The sequence below is a fragment of the Lewinella sp. IMCC34191 genome (assembly GCF_003390935.1).
Lineage (GTDB): Bacteria > Bacteroidota > Bacteroidia > Chitinophagales > Saprospiraceae > Neolewinella.
This window is the reverse complement of the sequence record NZ_QNQZ01000005.1, coordinates 119,363-138,272: the sequence shown is the minus strand read 5'-3', so window position 1 is coordinate 138,272 and position 18,910 is coordinate 119,363. Positions and strand designations below refer to the sequence as shown.

Here is an 18,910-nt window from a genome sequence, read left to right as displayed (position 1 = left end):
CGCTCCCCGTGGAGCACGTAAATATTCGACCGTGAAACAGTACCCTACCAAGTCCGTTCTTCGCCCGTCCCGCTGGCTCGGCTTGGTCGTTCTGTTAATCACGTCGCTATCGTTGCTGGCCCAACCGGAAGTCCCCCGCAGTACGAACCAACTGGTGAATGACTTTGCGGGTATCATGACCTCCACGGAACAGGCCCAGCTAACGGATATGCTGGAAAGTTACGCTCGCGAAACCTCGACCCAGATTGCAGTCGTCACCGAGGCGTCGTTGCAGGGTCAGGATCCCTTCGAACGTAGCTTCGCCATTGCGGACCAGTGGGGTATCGGCGGGTCCACGGAGCAGGACAATGGCGTACTGATCTACGTAGCGCGGGACGACCGCAAGATTTATATACAGACCGGCTACGGCGTGGAGGGTTTCCTCAACGACGCGCAGGCCGGCCGGATCATCCGCAACATCATGACCCCCGCCTTCCAGCAGGGTGACTACTTCGGTGGCATCGCCGGGGCGGCCCAGGCGATCATGAAAGCCGGGGAGGGGGAGTACGTCGCGGATGAGGTACCCGAGCGGCGGACGGGGGGCATTCCACCCTTCTACATTTTCCTGTTCATCTTTATCATCTTCATGCTGCTCAATCGCTTCGGCAACCGGCACGACGACGATGATGACGACGATGGCGGCTACTGGCGCGGCGGCCACTACGATGGACACCCCAAGCGTCGGCGGCGGGGCGGCGGCTGGTTCATCCTGCCCGGCGGCTTCGGCGGCGGCGGTGGAGGAGGTGGCGGCGGCTTCGGTGGGGGCGGCGGCGGATTTGGTGGCTTCGGCGGTGGCGGTTTCGGCGGCGGTGGAGCCGGCGGGGGCTGGTAGGCTTTAACGCTTTGTTTGCAGCCATGCTCTGGGCGGGGATGTTACCTTTACTCCACGACAAGTAATTGACTATGCGCGCCTTCCTCCTCCTATCCTTTTTAGTCTGCTCCGCCTGGAGCTTCGCCCAGTCCGACGCGGCCGCCGTGTGGCAGGATCTGGCCAAGGTTTCCTACGAGAAAAAGTACGATGAGCTGCTTGGCTTTAAGGTCGACGTACCGGTATTTGCCAAGGATATTCAGGCCATGGAGGGCGAGATGATCGAAATCAGCGGGTACATCGTGCCGGTGGAGGGCTACAAGAGCCACAAGGAATTTGTCTTCAGCGCCTTCCCCTACAACATGTGCTTCTTTTGTGGCGGTGCCGGCCCCGAAACGGTCATGGAAGTTACCGCCAACGAGCCGGTGAAGTACAGCACCGAACGCATCACCCTGCGCGGCAAGCTCAAGCTGAATAATGAGAACATCAATCAACTGATGTACATCCTGGAAGACGCCGAGCAGGTGACCAAATAATAGTCGTCTGCCGAGCTCTGCTCGTCCGCCGACGGATCGTGGCTACAAAGTATCCATAGTCCAACCGGCAATAATCGATCGACGGGACTCATCTTGAAGCTCTCATATCTGAGCATTCGTCGGCGGACGACGGATGACCTACTTACCTTTACCACAAAACCACCCCGTCCGTGAAGTCCCACCTCTTCGCCTTCCTATGCTTTCTGACGCTTGTGGCTATGGGCTGCGTAAACGACGGTACGCCCCCCATCGAGGATATGCCCGAGGAGGTAGCCACCGAACCGAAACCCGCCAGGCCGATCCCGAAGTTCGACCGCGATAGCGCCTACGCCTACGTAGAGCAACAGGTCAACTTCGGCCCGCGAGTCGTCAACAGCGACGCCCACAAGCAGACCCGCGAATGGCTGGTGGAAAAACTCGAAAGCTTCGGCGCCGAAGTACGGGAGCAGAACTTCGAGGCGGAAGCCTACGACGGAACCACCCTCAGCGCTACGAATATTATCGCCCGCTACGCCCCGGAACTTCAGGACCGTATCCTCCTTACCGCCCACTGGGATACCCGCCCCTTCGCCGATAGCCCGCTGGAAGACGACGAAAACGCCGTGGTCAACGGTGCCGACGACGGTGCCAGCGGGGTAGGGGTTCTCCTGGAGGTAGCCCGGCAACTCGGTGAAAATACGCCCGACATAGGTGTAGACATCGTCCTCCTCGACGCGGAGGACTACGGCCAGTCGGGAGGTGGTTCCCGTACCAGCTGGGCGCTCGGCGCGCAGTATTATGCTAAGAACGTCCCCGAGCCTAAACCCCGCTTCGGTATCCTCCTCGATATGGTCGGGGCCCGCGACGCGAAGTTCGGCGTGGAAGGGAACAGCGAGCGCTATGCGCCCCAAGTAGTCCGCAAGGTTTGGCGACTGGCCAACAGCATGGGCTACGGCGACTACTACATCAACGAGCGCCGCGGCGCCATCGTCGACGATCACTTCTTCATCAACAGCATCGCCAACATTCCCACTATCGATATCATCAACATGCCCGGCAACACTACCGGCGGCAGCCAGTTTGTCGAGCACTGGCACACCGGCGACGACAACATCGATATCATCGACAAGCGTACGCTGCGGGCTGCGGGGCAGGTGGTGCTGGCTACTATCTTTCGGGAGGCTGCTGGTACGTTGTAGGATTCACCACGGAGGACGCAGAGGGTTTCACGGAGGAATCACGGAGTATTAATCTCCTTTGTGATTCCTCCGTGAAGCCCTCCTGTACCTCTGTGGTGAACTCATTACTGAGCAGAGCGAAGTAACGTACCCATACCCACCCGAGGCCCGATCATACCGGCCAACTCCTCCTTCTTCACCCGCACCTGCTCCAGCGTATCCCGGTCGCGCACGGTGACGGTGCCGTCCTCGATGCTGTCGAAGTCAACGGTGATGCAGAAGGGGGTGCCCACCGCGTCCTGCCGGCGGTAAAGCTTGCCGATGGAACCGGTGTCGTCGTACTGTACCTCGAAGCGGAAGCGGAGGTCGTTGAAGATGTCCTTCGCCATATTGACCAGCCGATCGTCGTTGCGCTTCAGGGGCATGATGGCCGCTTTGACGGGTGCGATGGCGGGGTGTAATTTCAGAACCGTACGGGTATTGTTCGGGTCGTCCTGGCCGGGTACCTGCTCGTCCATCAGGGCATGGGTGAGGGTGGCAAGGAAGAGGCGATCCGCCCCGATGGAGGTTTCCACCACGTAGGGCACGTAACTCTCTTTCGTCTCCGGGTCGAAGTACTGCATCTTCTTGCCCGACAGCTCCTGATGGGCGCCAAGGTCGAAGTCCGTGCGGCTGTGGATGCCTTCCAACTCTTTAAAGCCGAAGGGGAATTCGAACTGGATGTCTACGGCGGCATCGGCGTAGTGGGCCAGGTTGTCGTGGTCGTGAAAGCGCAGCTTGCTTTGGGGGTGCAGGGCCAGGTGCCACTTCATCCGGGCCTCCTTCCACTGCTCGTACCACTCCTGCTGGGTGCCGGGCTGGATGAAGAACTGCATCTCCATCTGCTCGAATTCCCGCATGCGGAAGATGAACTGCCGGGCGACGATCTCATTCCGGAAGGCCTTGCCGATCTGCGCGATGCCGAAGGGCAGCTTCTGCCGGGTGGTTTTCTGTACGTTGGTGAAGTTGACGAAGATGCCCTGGGCGGTTTCGGGCCGCAGGTACAGCTTGCCCTCCTCGCCGGCGATGTTGCCGAGCTGGGTGGAGAACATGAGGTTGAACTGACGGACATCCGTCCAGTTCTTGCTGCCGGTATCGGGGTCGGCGATGCCGAGGTCCTCGATGATCTGCTTCAGTTCGGCCATGTTGCCGTCGGTCATGGCGGTGGCCAGTCGCTTGGCGATCTCGTCGTACTGTTGGACGTAGCGCTGTACGTTGGGGTTGGTGGCGCGGAACTCGGCTTCGTCGAAGTCGTCGCCGAAGCGCTTCAGCCCCTTGGCTACCTCTTTGTTGATTTTGCCCTCGATCTTGTCCATATGGTCCTCGATCAGCACGTCAGCCCGGAAGCGCTTCTTGGAGTCCTTATTATCGATCAGGGGGTCGTTGAAGGCGTCGACGTGGCCGGAAGCTTTCCAGGTCTTGGGGTGCATGAAGATGGATGCGTCGATGCCCACGATGTTGTCGTGCAGCTGCACCATACTGCGCCACCAGTATTCCTTGAGGTTATTCTTCAGCAGCACACCGTTGGGGCCGTAGTCATAGGCGGCGGCCAGCCCGTCGTAGATTTCACTGCTCTGATAGATGAAGCCGTTCTCTTTGGCGTGCGCGGTAAGGGTCTTGAAGTCGATCTCAGTGGCCATGCGGTCTATAAATTTTGGGGTGCGAAGATAGCCATGGTTCGCGACCTTCGGCTGGCGCTGTCCCGCTACCTGAATGTCGTCCATATATCACGCGAAGCACAGCAGCTAATTCAAGCGGGCGGCGGCGCGCAGGTAGTAGCCCTTCCAAAAAGCCTTCAGGCGTATTATCAACGAAAATCCTTACCCCGGAAAGGGGTTCGACTGCGCTGCAGTCGTGGAACCTACCTCTTTCATAGCCCGGAGTTGCCACTCCGGGCTATAGGGTTGGACCGCGCTGCGGTCCGCAGCGCGGTCAGTTGTACATCCTTGTTCACTACTACCCTCCACCCTACAAATTGCAGCTCAAACCACCGCCGGTACCCTACCGGGGAAAGGGGTTCGACTGCCCTGCAGTCGTGTAACGTACCTCCTTCATAGCCCGGAGTTACCACTCCGGGCTATGGGGTTGGACCGCGCTGCGGTCCACAGCTCGCTCAGTTGTACATCCCTGTTCACTACTACCCTCCACCCTACAAATTGCAGCTCAAATCACCGCCGGTACCCTACCGGGGAAAGGGGTTCGGCTGCGCTGCAGTCGTGAAACCTACCTCTTCCATAGCCCAGAGTTACTACTCCGGGCTATAGGATTTGACCGCGGTGCGATCCGCCCGTACCGCAGCCCAGTACAACCTCGAAAAGTCTGTAATCGCTGTGGTGCCCCCCGGACTGCAGCGCAGTCCAACCCGCATAACCCCGTCAGCATGGCGGGGTACCCCCCTCTCTCAGAAGCCTCAGGTTCCCCACACCCCCACCTGCCGGAAAAAACATCGCACCTGCGCCCCGCCGCAATGTTCTGCAAACACTACCTTACCGAAGAACCGCACGCTACCATGGGAGAAGAGAAAGTAAACGTACCGACCGCAGACAGCCGCTCGAACTTCACTCACCATCTCCTGCGGGACGTGCAGGCGCTGGAGTACATGCTCAAGCACGACTGGTTCGAGAAGGAGCCAATCCGCATCGGGGCGGAGCAGGAGATGTGCCTGGTCGATAAGAAGACCCTCAAACCCACGCCAAAAAACATCAACGTTCTTAAGCGACTGACGGACTACCCCTGGGCCACTACGGAAATTGCCCAGTTCAACATCGAGTCCAACTTTACGCCACGGGTTTTCACCGGCTCCGCGCTGCGGGACATGGAGGCCGAGAACATCCACCAGCTGAAGATTATACAGGAGGCCGCAAAGGGCAGCAACGCGCTGATCGTCCTGACCGGTATCCTGCCCACCCTACGTAAGTTTGACCTGGCGCTGGAAAACCTGACCCCGAAGCCCCGCTACCTCGCGCTAATCGAAGCCATCAAAGCCCAGCAAAAAAACGAGCGCGGTTTCGAGTTGAACCTGCACGGCATCGACGAGCTGCATATCCACCACGATAGCCCCTTGCTGGAAGCCTGTAACACCAGCTACCAAGTACACCTGCAGGTCTCACCGGAAACCTTCGTGCCGATCTACAACATCGCCCAGGCGGTGGCCGCGCCCGTCCTGGCCATCGCCGCCAACTCCCCGCTGGTCTTCGGTAAACGGCTGTGGCACGAATCGCGTATCGCCCTCTTCCAGCAGTCGCTCGACGTGCGCACCAGCAAGGAGCACCTGCGGCAGAGCGAACCGCGGGTGAGCTTCGGAACCCGGTGGCTCGATAAGAGCATCATGGAGATCTATAAGGAGGATATCGCCCGCTTCCGCGTACTGCTGGGCACCGACATCGACGAGGATAGCCTGGAGCTGATCGGCGAGAATAAGATTCCCCGGCTGCGCGCCCTGCAGGTACACAACGGTACCGTATACCGCTGGAACCGCCCCTGCTACGGGATCAGTGAAAACGGCATGCCGCATCTCCGCATCGAAAATCGCGTCCTGCCGGCGGGGCCCACCATCCTCGACCAGACCGCCAACGCCGCTTTCTGGCTCGGCCTGGTCACCGGTATGGCCCACGAGTTCAAGGACATCCGCGAGCACCTCAGCTTCGCCGACGTGAAGGATAATTTCTCCAAGGCCGCCAAATTCGGCATCGATACCCAATTTACCTGGTTCCACAACCAGAAGATCAGTTGTCGCGACCTGATCCTCAACGAGCTGATCCCCCTGGCCTACAACGGACTCAAAGCCCGCAACATCGAGCAGTGCGACATCGAGCGGTACCTGGGCGTGATCCAGCAGCGAGCGGAGGCACACCAGAACGGAGCCCGCTGGCTGCTGAAATCGTTTACCCATCTGACCGAGCGCGTGAATCGCGACGAAGCCGTCACCATCCTCACCTCCCAGATGGTCAAGTGCCAGATGGAGGAGGAACCCGTTCACAAATGGCCTATCCCCAAAGTGGAGGACCTGAAGCACTACCGCCCCGTCGGGCTCCGGGTAGAAGAGTTTATGGAAACCGACCTGTTTACCGTCCGCGAAAGTGATCTCCTCGAGCTGGTCGGTGACCTCATGGACTGGCGCAAGCTGCGCTATCTCCCGGTGGAAGACGAAAACGGCCACCTCTGCGGACTCATCACCACCCGTAAACTGCTGCGCTACTACATCCAAAAAGGTCGCCTTAATAACGAAATGAACGACTACCGCACGGTTGCCGACCTCATGATCGAAGCTCCCGCCACCGTCAGCCCGGAAACGACGATCAAGGAGGCCATGCACATCATGCGTAACGGAAAGCTGGGCTGCCTGCCGGTCGTGAAGAATGACGAATTGGTGGGCCTAATAACGGAGATGGACTTTTTGCGAGTGGCCGGAAGGTTGATTGAGCGGTTGAAGTGATTTGCGATTTGGCTGCCGCATGGCTTTGCTCGCCTTCGGCTCGTGGGTTCACCACGGAGGGCGCTGCGCGCTTCACGGAGGGATGCACAGAGGTTCCACAGAGGCTACCGCACGGCTTCTCGCCTTCGGCTCGCAGGAGATTTATGATTGGGCTACCGCATGGGGGCGCTCGTTTCACCGGGGGGGCGGCCCTGCAAGGAACGCGTTAACCAAGCGAGGTCTGCAGCGAGCTCGGCGAGCGTAGGGCCTCGCGGGCTCGAACCCAACAAACCCGATGCCGACTAAACAAAGCTTATACGACCGCTGCTGTACCTTAGCGGCTATTGCTGAACAGGTCCTATCTACTCGTGCCCGATCCGTCGGCGAAGGCGATGAACGGGATACGAGCGAAGCGAGCTGCCCCACCAATCGTAGATCGTACATCAGATATCGTAAATCGTAAATCTCCATGTCCCACAAGCCCCGACTAACGCCCATGACCGATAAGGTGACCCTGCTTTCGGTGACCACCAGTCAGTACCTGAGCGAGCAAATCGCGGAGGCTTACGGCCACGACCTGGGTAAGTTTCGGGTGGCCCGCTTCAGCGACGGGGAGATGCAGCCCATCATCGAGGAGTCGGTACGGGGGGAATACGTTTTCATTATCGGCAGCACCTTCCAGCCCAGCGATAATTTGATGGAAATGCTGCTGACCATCGACGCGGCACGGCGCGCGAGCGCGGGCTACGTCTGCGCGGTGATCCCCTACTTCGGCTACGCCCGCCAGGACCGGAAAGACCGCCCCCGGGTGCCCATCAGCGCCAAACTCATTGCCAATCTGCTGGAGGCCGCGGGGGTAGACCGCCTGATGACGCTCGACTTCCACGCCGACCAGATCCAGGGCTTCTTCGATATTCCGGTGGACCACCTCCAGAGCCAGGCGATCTTCTTCCCCTATTTCCAGGACCAGGACATGAGCAACGTCGTCTTCGCCAGTCCCGATATGGGCGGGGTAAAGCGGGCCCGGGCCTACGCCAAGTACTTCGAGCGCGATATGGTAATCTGCGATAAGTACCGCAAGCGCGCCAACGAGATCGCGGGCATGACCCTGATCGGCGACGTAACGGGGGCGGATGTCATCCTGGTGGACGACCTCATCGACACCGCCGGTACCCTCTGCCGGGCCGCGGACCTCATCATGGAGAAGGGCGCGAAGAGCGTCCGGGCGATCGCCACCCACCCGATGCTCAGCGGCAATGCCTACGACAACATCAACAACAGCCAACTAACGGAGCTGATCGTCGCCGATACCATCCCCCTGAAGCAGCAGTCGGACAAGATCAAGGTGCTGCCCTCGGCGGAGCTGTTCGCCACGGCCATTCAACACACGCACGAGAATGCTAGTATTTCGGAGCTCTTCGTCAACTAGGCATGCGCCGGGGTATTTTCATGCCTCGTTTCTTGTTGTCTCCATCAATTAATTCCCTTTGCCCAGCCGGCGCCTTTACGACTACAACGCCACCTTCCGCCAGGAACTCAACCGCCTCAACGCCGCCCAGCGCGAAGCGGTCGAGGCCGTCGAAGGACCCGTCATGGTCCTGGCCGGACCGGGCACCGGCAAGACCCACCTCCTCGCCGCCCGCATCGGTAACATCCTGCTGCAAACGGACGCCGGAGCGCAGAATATCCTCTGCCTCACCTTCACCGATGCCGGCGTGAAGGCCATGCGGCAGCGGCTGCTCAGCTTCATTGGCCCGGAGGCCCACCGGGTCAGCATCTATACCTTCCACGGTTTCTGCAGCAACGTCATCCAGAACAACCTCCACTACTTCGGGCGGCCGGGCCTGGAACCGCTTTCCGAACTGGAGCGGGTGCGCATCATCCGCGACCTGCTGGATAGTCTGCCCCAAACGGACCCGCTACGGCTCGGCTACCACGAAACGTACCACTACGAACGGCACGTACAGGACCTCTTCGCCCAGATCAAGGCCCAGAACTGGACGGAGGACGAGCTCCAGCAGCGTATCCGGACCTACGTGGACGACCTGGAAAATCACCCGGATTTTATTTACAAAAGGAAATACAGGGGATTGCCCGCCGGGTCACCAAAGGAGGGGTTGATCCACGAGGAACGCCTCCGCATGAGCAAGCTGGCCAGCGCGGTATCCCTGTTTCCCCATTACCAGGAGGCGCTACGCAAGCAGCGCCGCTACGACTACGGCGACATGATCGGCTGGGTCCTGCGCGCCTTTCACGATCATCCCAGCCTGTTGCTGAGCTACCAGGAGCGCTACCGCTACCTGCTGGTCGACGAATTCCAGGATACCAACGGCAGCCAGGAGCGCATCATCCGCCACCTGACCGAATACTGGGACAAGCCCAACGTATTCATCGTAGGCGACGACGACCAGGCGATCTACGAATTCCAGGGAGCCCGGCTGAATGCCATGATCGACTTCCATAATCGCTATGCCGACGACCTCACCGTCGTAACCCTGACCGACAACTACCGCAGTACGCAACCCATCCTCAACGGAGCCGACGCGGTAATCACACAGAATACCCTGCGGATTAGCGACCGCCTGCCGGACCGGGCCATCGACAAGCGCCTAACCAGTCAATTGCGACGGAGCGCAGGTGAAGAGCCCGGCCCAGAGACAGGATCGCCCGGTATCACCCATCTCTCCTTTCCCGACCACCGCCAGGAAACCGGCTACCTTACCGCCCAACTCCAACGCTGGCACGACGGCGGAACGCCGTGGTCGGAGATGGCCGTGATCTACGCTAAGCATAGCCAGGCTGACCTGCTGCGTCACCTGTTGGAGCGGGCCGGTATTCCTTACCGCAGCAAGCGACGTCCGAATATCCTGGACGGCCGACCGGTGCGCCAACTGCGCGATCTGCTTCGGTATCTCGAGAGCGAGCACCGGCGGCCCGGGACCGGGGAATTCCTGCTGTTCCGCGTCCTTCACTTCCGCTGTTTCGGCTTGGTATCCTACGACCTGTCGCTGCTGAACCTGGGCCGGCTATCCGCGATGGATACGCAGGGGCGGGTGCCGGGCTGGCGAGAGTATCTGCGGGATATCGATCTCTATCCTGCGGGCCTGGAAGACGGTCCGGCTATACACCGGGTGGCCCGGTGGCTGGAGGAAGCGATTGGCTGGATCGGGAGCCTGCCGCTACCGGAGTTCATCGAGTTCGTCCTCAACGGATCCGGCTTACTGGCCGAGGTACTCCGCCATCCGAACCGCGCGGAGCTGCTACAGCACCTGGCCACCTTTACCGACTTCGTCCTGCGCGAGATCGCCCGGCGCCCGCGTCTCCAGCTTCGTGACCTGCTCGAGACCCTCGACCAGATGGATGGTAACCGTATCCCGCTCCCCCTGCGCTCCCACCTGGACCAGGCGGATGCCGTGCTGCTGGTCACCGCCCACAGTGCCAAGGGCCTGGAATTCGAGAAGGTCTGGATGCTCGACTGCTCGGAAAAGACCTGGGGCACCGGTGGCAGTCGCGCCCGCAGTCGGTTCAAACTGCCCGACACCCTCACGTACGCCGGCACGGAAGACGAGGAGGAGGCACGTCGGCGGCTTTTCTTCGTGGCCCTGACCCGCGCTCGTTCGGAGGTCATCCTTAGCTGTGCCGATCTGAGCAGCCAGGATAAACTTCAACAGCACGTATCCTTCATTGACGAACTGATCGCGGCGGGAGAAGTGGAAAGTAGAGAGGCCGGCCTGGATTCCGATCGCCTCACGGAACTGGCGCACCTCCAACTCACGCCGAAAGACCGCGCCCGCTACCCCCTGCTGGAACGGAGCGCGATCGCGGATCTGCTGGCTGATTTTCGACTGAGCGTCAGCGCGCTGTACGCCTACCTCGACTGCCCACTTCGTTTCTACTACGAGAAACTACTGCGGGTACCCGACCGCGAGCGAGAACGCACCGTATACGGTTCCGCCCTCCACGAAGCCCTGCAGAACTACTTCCTGCGGATGAAGCGAGACCCCGATCACGCCTTTCCCAGCCGCGAGGAGTTGATCTATAACTTTGAAGTGGCCCTCGGTCAGCGCCGCGGCCTACTGAACCGCGAGGGCTACGACAGCCGACTGGAACGCGGACGCCGCGAACTGGGTAATTACTACGATACGCACCGCTCCGGCTGGGTGAATGACGTCGAAGTGGAATACTTCATCCGCAACGCCGAGGTGGACGGTATCCCGCTTACGGGTATCATCGACCGGGTCGACGTGCTCAGCGACGCCTACGTGCGGGTAGTAGACTACAAAACGAGCATGGGTGGGCGCACGAAAATGAAGCGCCCCAGCGATAGTTTGCCCCATGGGGGTGACTACTGGCGCCAACTCACCTTTTACAAGCTCCTTTACGATAATCGACCCGGCAACATCCGGCGAGTCCGGTCGGGGCGGATCAGCTACCTCCTCACGGATCCGAAGGGAGAGCAGGGCGAAGAAAACATCGACATCCTGCAAAAGGATACGGACGGTCTCCGCAAGATCCTGCGCGACGTCTGGGAAGCCATCCAGGAGCAGCAATTTGACGGCTGTGGTAAGCCGGAGTGCGAGTGGTGCCAGTTTGCCCGGGATCTTACGGACGAGGTGCCGATGGAGTCTACGGAGGAGGTGTTTGGGCTGGATGATCTGGCTTAGCGGGGGAGGTTCACCACGGAGGCTTCGCCACACGGAGGGTGTCACAGAGGAATCACGGAGGAAGGATAGTAGAAAGATCGCCGCGCTACCGCATAGGTTGACCGCATTGGCAAAGACGAAAACAGGGATTCGCGGCGGGATGCGGGGAAGGCGCGCAGCGCATTCGGTAATCCGTGAAATTGGAAGCCGTCCGAAAAAATCCGTGTTCCATCTGTGCCCGAGCGCAGCGATCCGTGGCCATTTGTGTTTAAAAAAATCGAGCCACAGGCGAGGTAAGATTCAACACAGAGGTGCCACCGAGTACGGCACGGAGGGAACACAGAGTTGTCGCTACGTGACTGAAAAGGGTTACCATACAGGGGCAGAGGACCACAAAGAGTCGCGCAGGCGTGCGGGGAAAGCGCGCTGCGCCTTCGGTAATCCGTGGAATTGGAAGCCGTGCGAAAATTCAGTGTGTAATCTGTGCCCTGAATCCGTGAAGTCAGTATTTTGCAAAACCGAGCCGAAGGCGAGCTGGTCCGGACAAAAAATGAAGAAGAAAAGATCCCCCGCCCACCCGGGCCCATTTCCGAACCCAACCGGGGCAGCCTCTGCAAAAAGTATGAGCGGGAATGATAATGGCTATCGGAATTAGCATAATTTTGGTAGCGCACCGTTATGGCTGTACTATGATCTATGTCCGCTATTACCTGCTATTTTTCTTTCTGGGAATGGTATTTTCTCTTGCTTCCCAGGACCAATCCGCTACTACGGACACCATCACCGTCACCGAGCAGGCTGTCAGAGAAATAATGCCCCGCTTCCGGGCAAACTGCCCGACGGGACCTGAAGGAAAAGCCTGCGCCGACCAGGCAATGCTCCAATACGTATACTCCCGCATTCGCTACCCCCGTAAAGCAAGGCGTAACGGAGTGGAGGGTATGGCGGTGGTCACCTTCGTAATCGAGGTGGACGGAACGGTAACTAACGTACAGGTTCTACGGGATCCGGGAGCCGGAATTGGTCAGGAAGTACAACGCATCGTCGAGTCCATGAATGACTACGGACCCTCCTGGGAGGCAGGTATTCAGGATGGCAAATTGGTCAGGGTGCAGTTCAATCTGCCGGTCCAGTTCAGTCTGTCGGAAAAGGGCAAGTAGGCCCACCTTTATCGGAGTCGCGCTAGAAAAACGGGTTCTCCCGTCGCTCCTCCCCAATGGTCGTACTGGGCCCGTGACCGGGATACACCACCACCTCATCCGGCAGCGGCATCAACTTCGTGAGTATGGATCCGATAAGGGTATCGTGGTCGCCCATGGGCAGGTCGGTGCGCCCGATCGAGCGGCGGAAGAGCACGTCCCCGGCGATGAGATACTTCTCCGCCTGGTTGTAGAAACAGATGCTGCCCGGAGAATGGCCGGGACAAAATAACACCTGGAAAGAGGCCTCCCCCAGGGTGACCGTATCGCCCTCATTGATAAAGTAGTCCGGGGCGGGGGAGGGCGTCATGGGGGGCATGCCGTAAACCTGCACGATCTGCGGCGCGGACTCCAATATCTGCTGCTCGAGGGGGTGGATGCCCAGCTCTAAACCATACTGCTTCACCACGAAAGCGTTTCCAAAGACGTGGTCGAAGTGGCAGTGGGTATTGATAAGTTTGACGGGCTTCAGTCCCAGCTCCTTGATTTTGGCCGCTAATTCCCGTTCCTCCTGGTTCGTGAAGGCACCGGGATCGAAAATGATGGCCTCCTTGCTGTCATTGTCGTAGACGAGATAGGTGTTTTCCTGTACGGGATTCTGGGTGAGGGAGACGACTGTGGTCATGGGGTGCGGGGTGCGAGTTTGCGGGGTACGATGTACGAAGGTCCGACGAGGCTCTATGGTTTGCTGGGACTCCTTCTTTCACTCTATCGTGTATCTAAGAACCTCGGAGTGTCCGCAGGACATGCGAGTGTTCGTTGAAGGGGTACGTGGTACGGGGTAGCTTTCCAGTTTGATGAGAGCTTTTTAGTAACCATCACTGCTCGCGGAGGAACCTCGGAGTGTCCGTAGGACCTGCGAGTGTTCGTTGAAGAAGGTGCGGGGTACGGGCGTTCTGGCAAAAGTTTCATGTTGGGAAGGGCATCCAAGTGTCCTGGATGGGTATCTACCTGCGCGCCGCCGCAAAAAAAACGGGGGATCCGGACGTGCGTCCGGATCCCCCGCGGGTAGATTGTGAGTAAAGTCTTCGTTACGAGTTCATCGTAGCCAGGAATTCCTCGTTGCTGTTGGAATTCTTCATGTGGCGGATGAGGAACTGGAAGGCTTCTTCCGGTTTCATATCGGCCAGGTGGTTGCGGAGGATGAACATGCGCTGCAGGACGTCGCGCTCCAGGAGGAGGTCGTCGCGGCGGGTGCTGGAGCGGGTGAAGTCGATGCTGGGGTACATCCGCTTGTTGGCCAGTTGGCGGTCGAGCTGGAGTTCCATGTTGCCGGTACCCTTGAATTCCTCGAAGATGACCTGGTCCATTTTGGAGCCGGTGTCGATGAGGGCGGTAGCCAGGATGGTCAGGGAGCCGCCACCGTCGATATTACGGGCGGCACCGAAGAACTTCTTGGGTTTCTGCAGGGCGTTGGCCTCCACACCACCGGAAAGGACCTTGCCGGAGCTGGGCTGGACGGTGTTGTAGGCACGGGCCAGGCGGGTGATCGAGTCGAGCAGGATGCAGACGTCGTGGCCGCTCTCTACGAGGCGCTTCGACTTTTCGAGGACGACGTTGGCCACGCGGACGTGGTTTTCGGCGGGCTCGTCGAAGGTGGAGCTGATGACCTCGGCGTTGACGCTGCGCTTCATATCGGTGACTTCCTCCGGACGCTCGTCGACGAGCAGCACGATGAGGTAGGTCTCCGGGTGATTCTTGGCGATGGCGTTGGCAACATCCTTGAGCAGGAAGGTCTTACCGGACTTTGGCTGGGCGACGATGAGTCCCCGCTGGCCCTTACCGATAGGGGCGAATAGGTCGACGAGGCGCATACCGTAGTCGCGACCAGTGGCCGAACCGGAGAGTGTGAACTTTTCGGTCGGGAACTGGGCGGTCAGGTAGTCGAAGGGTACGCGGTCGCGGACGTCCTTCGGATCGAAACCGTTGATCTTCTCGACATCGAGGAGGGCGAAGTATTTCTCGCCTTCTTTCGGTGGCTTGACGGGGCCGCGGAGGGTATCGCCGGTGCGCAGGCCGTAGGACTTGATCTGCTGCTGGCTGACGTAAACGTCGTCCGGGCTGGTCATGTAGTTGTAGTCCGGCGAGCGCATGAAGCCGTAGCCGTCGGGCATCATTTCCAGGATACCGGTGGCCTGGATGATTCCGTCGAGCTTGTATTCGGGCTGGTTACGACGGTTGTCGTTGCGGTTGCCGCGGTCGTTGTTCCCGCGGTCGTTATTGTTATTGCTGCTGTTACCGCGATCGTTATTATTGCTGTTGTTGCCGCGGTCGTTGTTGTCGTTGCGCGAGCTGCGGCGATCGTTGTTCCGGCCACCGCCCCGGCTGTTGTCTTCGCGATCTTCGGTGCGGCCGCGGTTGCTGTAGCGGTCGTTCCGTTGCTGATCGTCGTTATTGTTGTCGTTGCCGCCCCGGTTGCCACGACCGCGGCCCCGGCTGTTGTTGCCGTCGTCCTTTCCGTTTTCGGAGGACTGTCCGCTGTTGCGCTTATCGTCACCCTTGTTGCTCTCGTCGCGCATGCTGCGGCGGCTGCGACCACGGGTACGGCCGTTGGAGTTGTCCTTGCCGGACTTATCGTCGTCGTTGCCGTCGTTCTCGTTGTCTTCCTGGGAATCCAAGTCGTTATCCTTTGAGCGGCCGCGACCACGGGCGGGGCGCTTGGTATCTTCTCCGTCGGAGGAAGAGCCCCGGCTACTGCGGCTGCTGCGGCGGCGGTTGGACTTATTGTCATCCTTATCGCTACTGCCATTGTCGCTGCCCCGGCTGGAGCGGCGGTTGGGAACGCGGTCGGTGTCGGAGGCGGCGGGGGGTTCACTGGCGTCGCCGGTACCTTTCACGGCCTGCTGCTCGAGGAGGGAGAGAATGAGGTCTTGCTTGTTGAGCCTTTTGTAAGACTTGAGGCCGAGTTTTTCAGCGTAATCCCGAAGCTCGGGGACCAGCATCGCCTGTAATTGCGCTATGCTAAACATCTATTGGTATGGTACGTAAAGGGGAAATGGGTAGAAAACCGATTATTGCGGGACGGCTTCCCGAACGGAAGCAGAGAAGGGTGACCCGAGATGCGGAATGATGGAAGAATGACCGAGGGGAGAGACAGAAATGCCGGCTCCGGTGTCTGCACGCGGAATCACTTGCCGCGCAAACCTACAACCAATTTTCGAATGTTACGCGAAAGCCGGGTATAGAGTTGTAATTGAATACAAAGCTACAATACGAAAGGTTTATAAACAACTTATTTCTGCGGCCCAAAGCAAGTTATCGAATGACCTACCTTTGCCGCTCCAAAATTTCAGAAGATGCTACTCGTAAATACGCTGCGTGACGAGCGAGACCGCGTGATTGCCGGACTCAAGAAAAGGAACCTGGACGTTGGTCCGGACATCGACCGGATTGTCGGTCTCGACGATCGGCGTAAGGATTTGCAGTCCCGCAATGACGACCTGCTGGCCGAGCGCAATCAACTATCCAAGGAGATCGGCGAGCTCTTCAAAAGCGGTAAGCAGGACGAAGCCACCGCCAAGCGGGAACGAGTCAATACCATCAAGCAGGACGTAAGCAGCCTGGAAGAGCAAATGGACACGGTGGTCCAAGAGCTGGAAGATGCCCTGCTGCAACTGCCCAACGTGCCCCACGAGCAGGTGCCCGCCGGCAGCAGCGCCGAGGACAACGAGGTGTACCGCCCCTACGCCGGCGAACTGCCGAAGCTGGCGGGAGATGCCAAACCCCACTGGGAATTGGCTGAAACCTACGGCATCTTCGACCTGGAGCTGGGCGTACGAACCACCGGTAGCGGCTTTCCGGTTTTCACCGGGCAGGGCGCGCGGCTGCAGCGGGCCCTGGTCAACCTCTTCCTTGACCGTAACACCGCCGCCGGCTACACCGAGTACGCGCCTCCGCTGCTGGTCAATGAGGATACCGCTCGCGCTACCGGCCAGCTGCCCGATAAGGAAGGGCAGATGTATCACGTGCAGACCGATGATCTGTACCTGATCCCTACCGCTGAAGTACCGCTGACGAACCTCTACCGCGGCGAGCTGCTGGAGGCGGACGCGCTCCCCGTGCGCCTGACCGGTTATACCCCCTGCTTTCGTCGGGAGGCCGGAAGCTACGGGGCACACGTGCGCGGACTGAACCGCGTTCACCAGTTCGATAAGGTGGAGATCGTGCAGCTGGCGAAGCCCGATACGAGCTACGCGAAGCTGGAGGAGATGGTCGATCACGTCGCCGGATTACTGGACGAACTGAACCTGCCGTACCGCATCCTGCGCCTCTGCGGGGGAGATATGGGCTTTACCTCGGCTATGACCTACGATTTCGAAGTCTGGAGCGCGGCCCAGGAACGGTGGCTCGAAGTGAGCTCCGTATCGAACTTCGAAACCTACCAAAGCAACCGGCTGAAGCTGCGTTACCGGACGGAAAAAGGAACGGAACTGCTGCATACCCTCAACGGAAGCGCCCTGGCCCTGCCCCGGATTATCGCCGCCCTGCTGGAGAACAACCAAAGCCCCGACGGGATTCTATTGCCGGAAGTGCTGCACGGCTACGTAGGCAAGGATCGCCTGCAACCGGTGGCTTCCTAAACCCGATAGGACATGTTTACCGGCGGATACGGCGTCTACCTTATTATCACCCTGGTCTTTGCCGGCATCGGCGCCTTGGTAAGTAATCGACTCAAGAGTAAGTTTAAGCATTACAGCAAGGTGCCCATGACGAACGGCCTGAGCGGGAAGGAGGTGGCCGAACGCATGCTTGCCCATTATGGCATCCGCGACGTCCAGATCGTGCCGGGGCAGGGCATGCTGACCGACCACTATAATCCCGGCAATAAGACCGTAAGCCTCAGTCCGGACGTTTACCAGGGCCGGAGCGTAGCCGCCGCAGCGGTGGCCAGCCACGAGTGCGGTCACGCCGTACAACACGCCAAGGGGTACGCCTGGCTGCAGTTCCGGAGCAAAATGGTGCCCGTGGTCCAGGTAGCTTCCCGTTTTCAGAGCATCCTGCTGATGCTGGCCGTTGCGGGAATCGCCGGCGGATTCGGGGATACGCTGTTGCTGATTACGATTGGCGTCTTCGGCGTGACTACCTTATTCAGTCTAGCTACCCTGCCCGTTGAATTCGATGCCAGTCGCCGGGCGCTGAACTGGTTGGAGGAGAGCGGTACCGCTACCGGTCAGCTACACGACGGTGCCAAGGATGCCCTCTGGTGGGCCGCAATGACTTATGTTGTGGCTGCCCTTTCGGCCCTGGCTATCCTATTTTGGCTGATCCTGCGGTATATGGGCCGGCGGGATTAACCTTTGCCATCACTACATTTGCAAAAAACGAAAACCATCATGGACGACTTACTCAGCGACCAGTTAGAAGAATCCAAAATGCTCATGGAAGAGGCCATCGAGCACCTGGAGCGCGAACTTGTCAAAGTGCGTACCGGGAAGGCCAGCCCGGCCATGCTGCACGGGATCATGGTTTCCTATTACGGAGTCCCCACCCCCATCAACCAGACCGCGAACGTCAGTACCGCGGATAGCCGGACCATCACCGTCCAGCCCTTCGATAAGTCGAACCTGCAATCGATCGAAAAGGCGATCTTCGAAGCCAACCTGGGCATTACCCCCCAGAACGATGGCGACCTGATCCGCCTCAATATTCCGCCCCTCACCGAGGAACGCCGCCGCCAGCTGGCTAAGGTGGTGAAGTCGGAGGGAGAGGAAGCGAAGATTTCCATCCGGAATGCCCGTCGCGATGCCATGGAGCACATCAAGAAGGAAGTGAAGAACGGCTACCCCGAAGATGCCGGCAAGCGCAAGGAAGAGCAGGTCCAGCAGTGGACCGACAACTACTCCAAGCAGGTTGAGTCGATCGTTGAGAATAAGGAGAAAGAAGTGATGACCATCTAATAGTGGTCTGCCGAACGCAGCGTAGCGGAGTTGGTCCGCCCACAGGTCGGATTTGAACCTGCTGATCGCTGTTCGTGCAGCGGTAGGATGGCATGGCTAGCTTTAGTGATCTAGCGTAGCGGAGTTCGTCCGCCCACGGGTCGGCTACGAAGACTACTCCTGGAATAAGTGCAAGCCC

13 protein-coding genes are annotated in these 18,910 nt (G+C 59.3%); 10 read left to right on the top strand and 3 right to left on the bottom strand.

Annotation, left to right across the window (positions count from 1 at the left end):
• The first annotated feature begins 31 nt into the window (after positions 1-31).
• From DRW39_RS11415 to DRW39_RS11405, 3 genes are all read left to right on the top strand, one after another.
• Positions 32-871, top strand: a complete 840-nt coding sequence (locus tag DRW39_RS11415) for a TPM domain-containing protein (protein WP_116107173.1) — start codon at positions 32-34, stop codon at positions 869-871.
• Between the two features lie 71 nt (positions 872-942).
• Entirely contained in the window at positions 943-1,383 is a 441-nt protein-coding gene (locus DRW39_RS11410; RefSeq protein ID WP_116107172.1) for a hypothetical protein, read from the top strand.
• 218 nt (positions 1,384-1,601) lie between these two features.
• Positions 1,602-2,561 carry a M28 family peptidase gene (locus tag DRW39_RS11405; protein WP_116107386.1) on the top strand — a complete coding sequence of 320 codons (960 nt, stop codon included), beginning with the start codon at positions 1,602-1,604 and terminating at the stop codon, positions 2,559-2,561.
• Positions 2,562-2,665: 104 nt separating this feature from the next.
• On the opposite strand, the gene DRW39_RS11400 is transcribed toward DRW39_RS11405, so the two are convergent.
• Positions 2,666-4,219, bottom strand: coding sequence for a glycine--tRNA ligase (locus DRW39_RS11400; RefSeq protein WP_116107171.1), 1,554 nt, complete (start codon positions 4,217-4,219; stop codon positions 2,666-2,668).
• A gap of 869 nt (positions 4,220-5,088) precedes the next feature.
• On the opposite strand from DRW39_RS11400, the gene DRW39_RS11395 reads away from it, so the two are divergent.
• The 4 genes from DRW39_RS11395 (at position 5,089) to DRW39_RS11380 (ending at position 12,796) form a co-directional block, all read left to right on the top strand.
• Positions 5,089-7,014: a glutamate-cysteine ligase family protein gene (locus tag DRW39_RS11395; protein WP_116107385.1), complete on the top strand. Its 1,926-nt coding sequence runs from the start codon at positions 5,089-5,091 to the stop codon at positions 7,012-7,014.
• A 448-nt stretch (positions 7,015-7,462) separates the two neighbouring features.
• Positions 7,463-8,422 carry a ribose-phosphate pyrophosphokinase gene (locus DRW39_RS11390; RefSeq protein ID WP_232830132.1) on the top strand — a complete coding sequence of 320 codons (960 nt, stop codon included), beginning with the start codon at positions 7,463-7,465 and terminating at the stop codon, positions 8,420-8,422.
• 58 nt (positions 8,423-8,480) lie between these two features.
• Positions 8,481-11,657 carry an ATP-dependent DNA helicase gene (locus DRW39_RS11385; RefSeq protein ID WP_116107169.1) on the top strand — a complete coding sequence of 1,059 codons (3,177 nt, stop codon included), beginning with the start codon at positions 8,481-8,483 and terminating at the stop codon, positions 11,655-11,657.
• Positions 11,658-12,325: 668 nt separating this feature from the next.
• Positions 12,326-12,796, top strand: a complete 471-nt coding sequence (locus DRW39_RS11380) for an energy transducer TonB (RefSeq protein WP_157976064.1) — start codon at positions 12,326-12,328, stop codon at positions 12,794-12,796.
• A gap of 22 nt (positions 12,797-12,818) precedes the next feature.
• Here DRW39_RS11380 and DRW39_RS11375 read toward each other — a convergent pair whose 3' ends face one another.
• Both DRW39_RS11375 and rho read right to left on the bottom strand, forming a co-directional pair.
• Entirely contained in the window at positions 12,819-13,460 is a 642-nt protein-coding gene (locus DRW39_RS11375; RefSeq protein ID WP_116107167.1) for an MBL fold metallo-hydrolase, read from the bottom strand.
• Positions 13,461-13,866: 406 nt separating this feature from the next.
• The gene (gene rho, locus DRW39_RS11370; RefSeq protein ID WP_116107166.1) at positions 13,867-15,804 is read right to left on the bottom strand and encodes a transcription termination factor Rho; all 1,938 of its coding nucleotides are present in this window, start codon (positions 15,802-15,804) and stop codon (positions 13,867-13,869) included.
• Positions 15,805-16,131: 327 nt separating this feature from the next.
• Here rho and serS point away from each other — a divergent pair, with 327 nt between their 5' ends.
• From serS to frr, 3 genes are read left to right on the top strand one after another with little or no spacing between them, the layout of a single operon-like run.
• Entirely contained in the window at positions 16,132-17,415 is a 1,284-nt protein-coding gene (gene serS, locus DRW39_RS11365; protein WP_116107165.1) for a serine--tRNA ligase, read from the top strand.
• A 12-nt stretch (positions 17,416-17,427) separates the two neighbouring features.
• Positions 17,428-18,129, top strand: a complete 702-nt coding sequence (locus tag DRW39_RS11360; protein WP_116107164.1) for a zinc metallopeptidase — start codon at positions 17,428-17,430, stop codon at positions 18,127-18,129.
• Positions 18,130-18,168: 39 nt separating this feature from the next.
• Positions 18,169-18,732, top strand: coding sequence for a ribosome recycling factor (gene frr / locus DRW39_RS11355; RefSeq protein WP_116107384.1), 564 nt, complete (start codon positions 18,169-18,171; stop codon positions 18,730-18,732).
• Positions 18,733-18,910 lie beyond the last annotated feature (178 nt).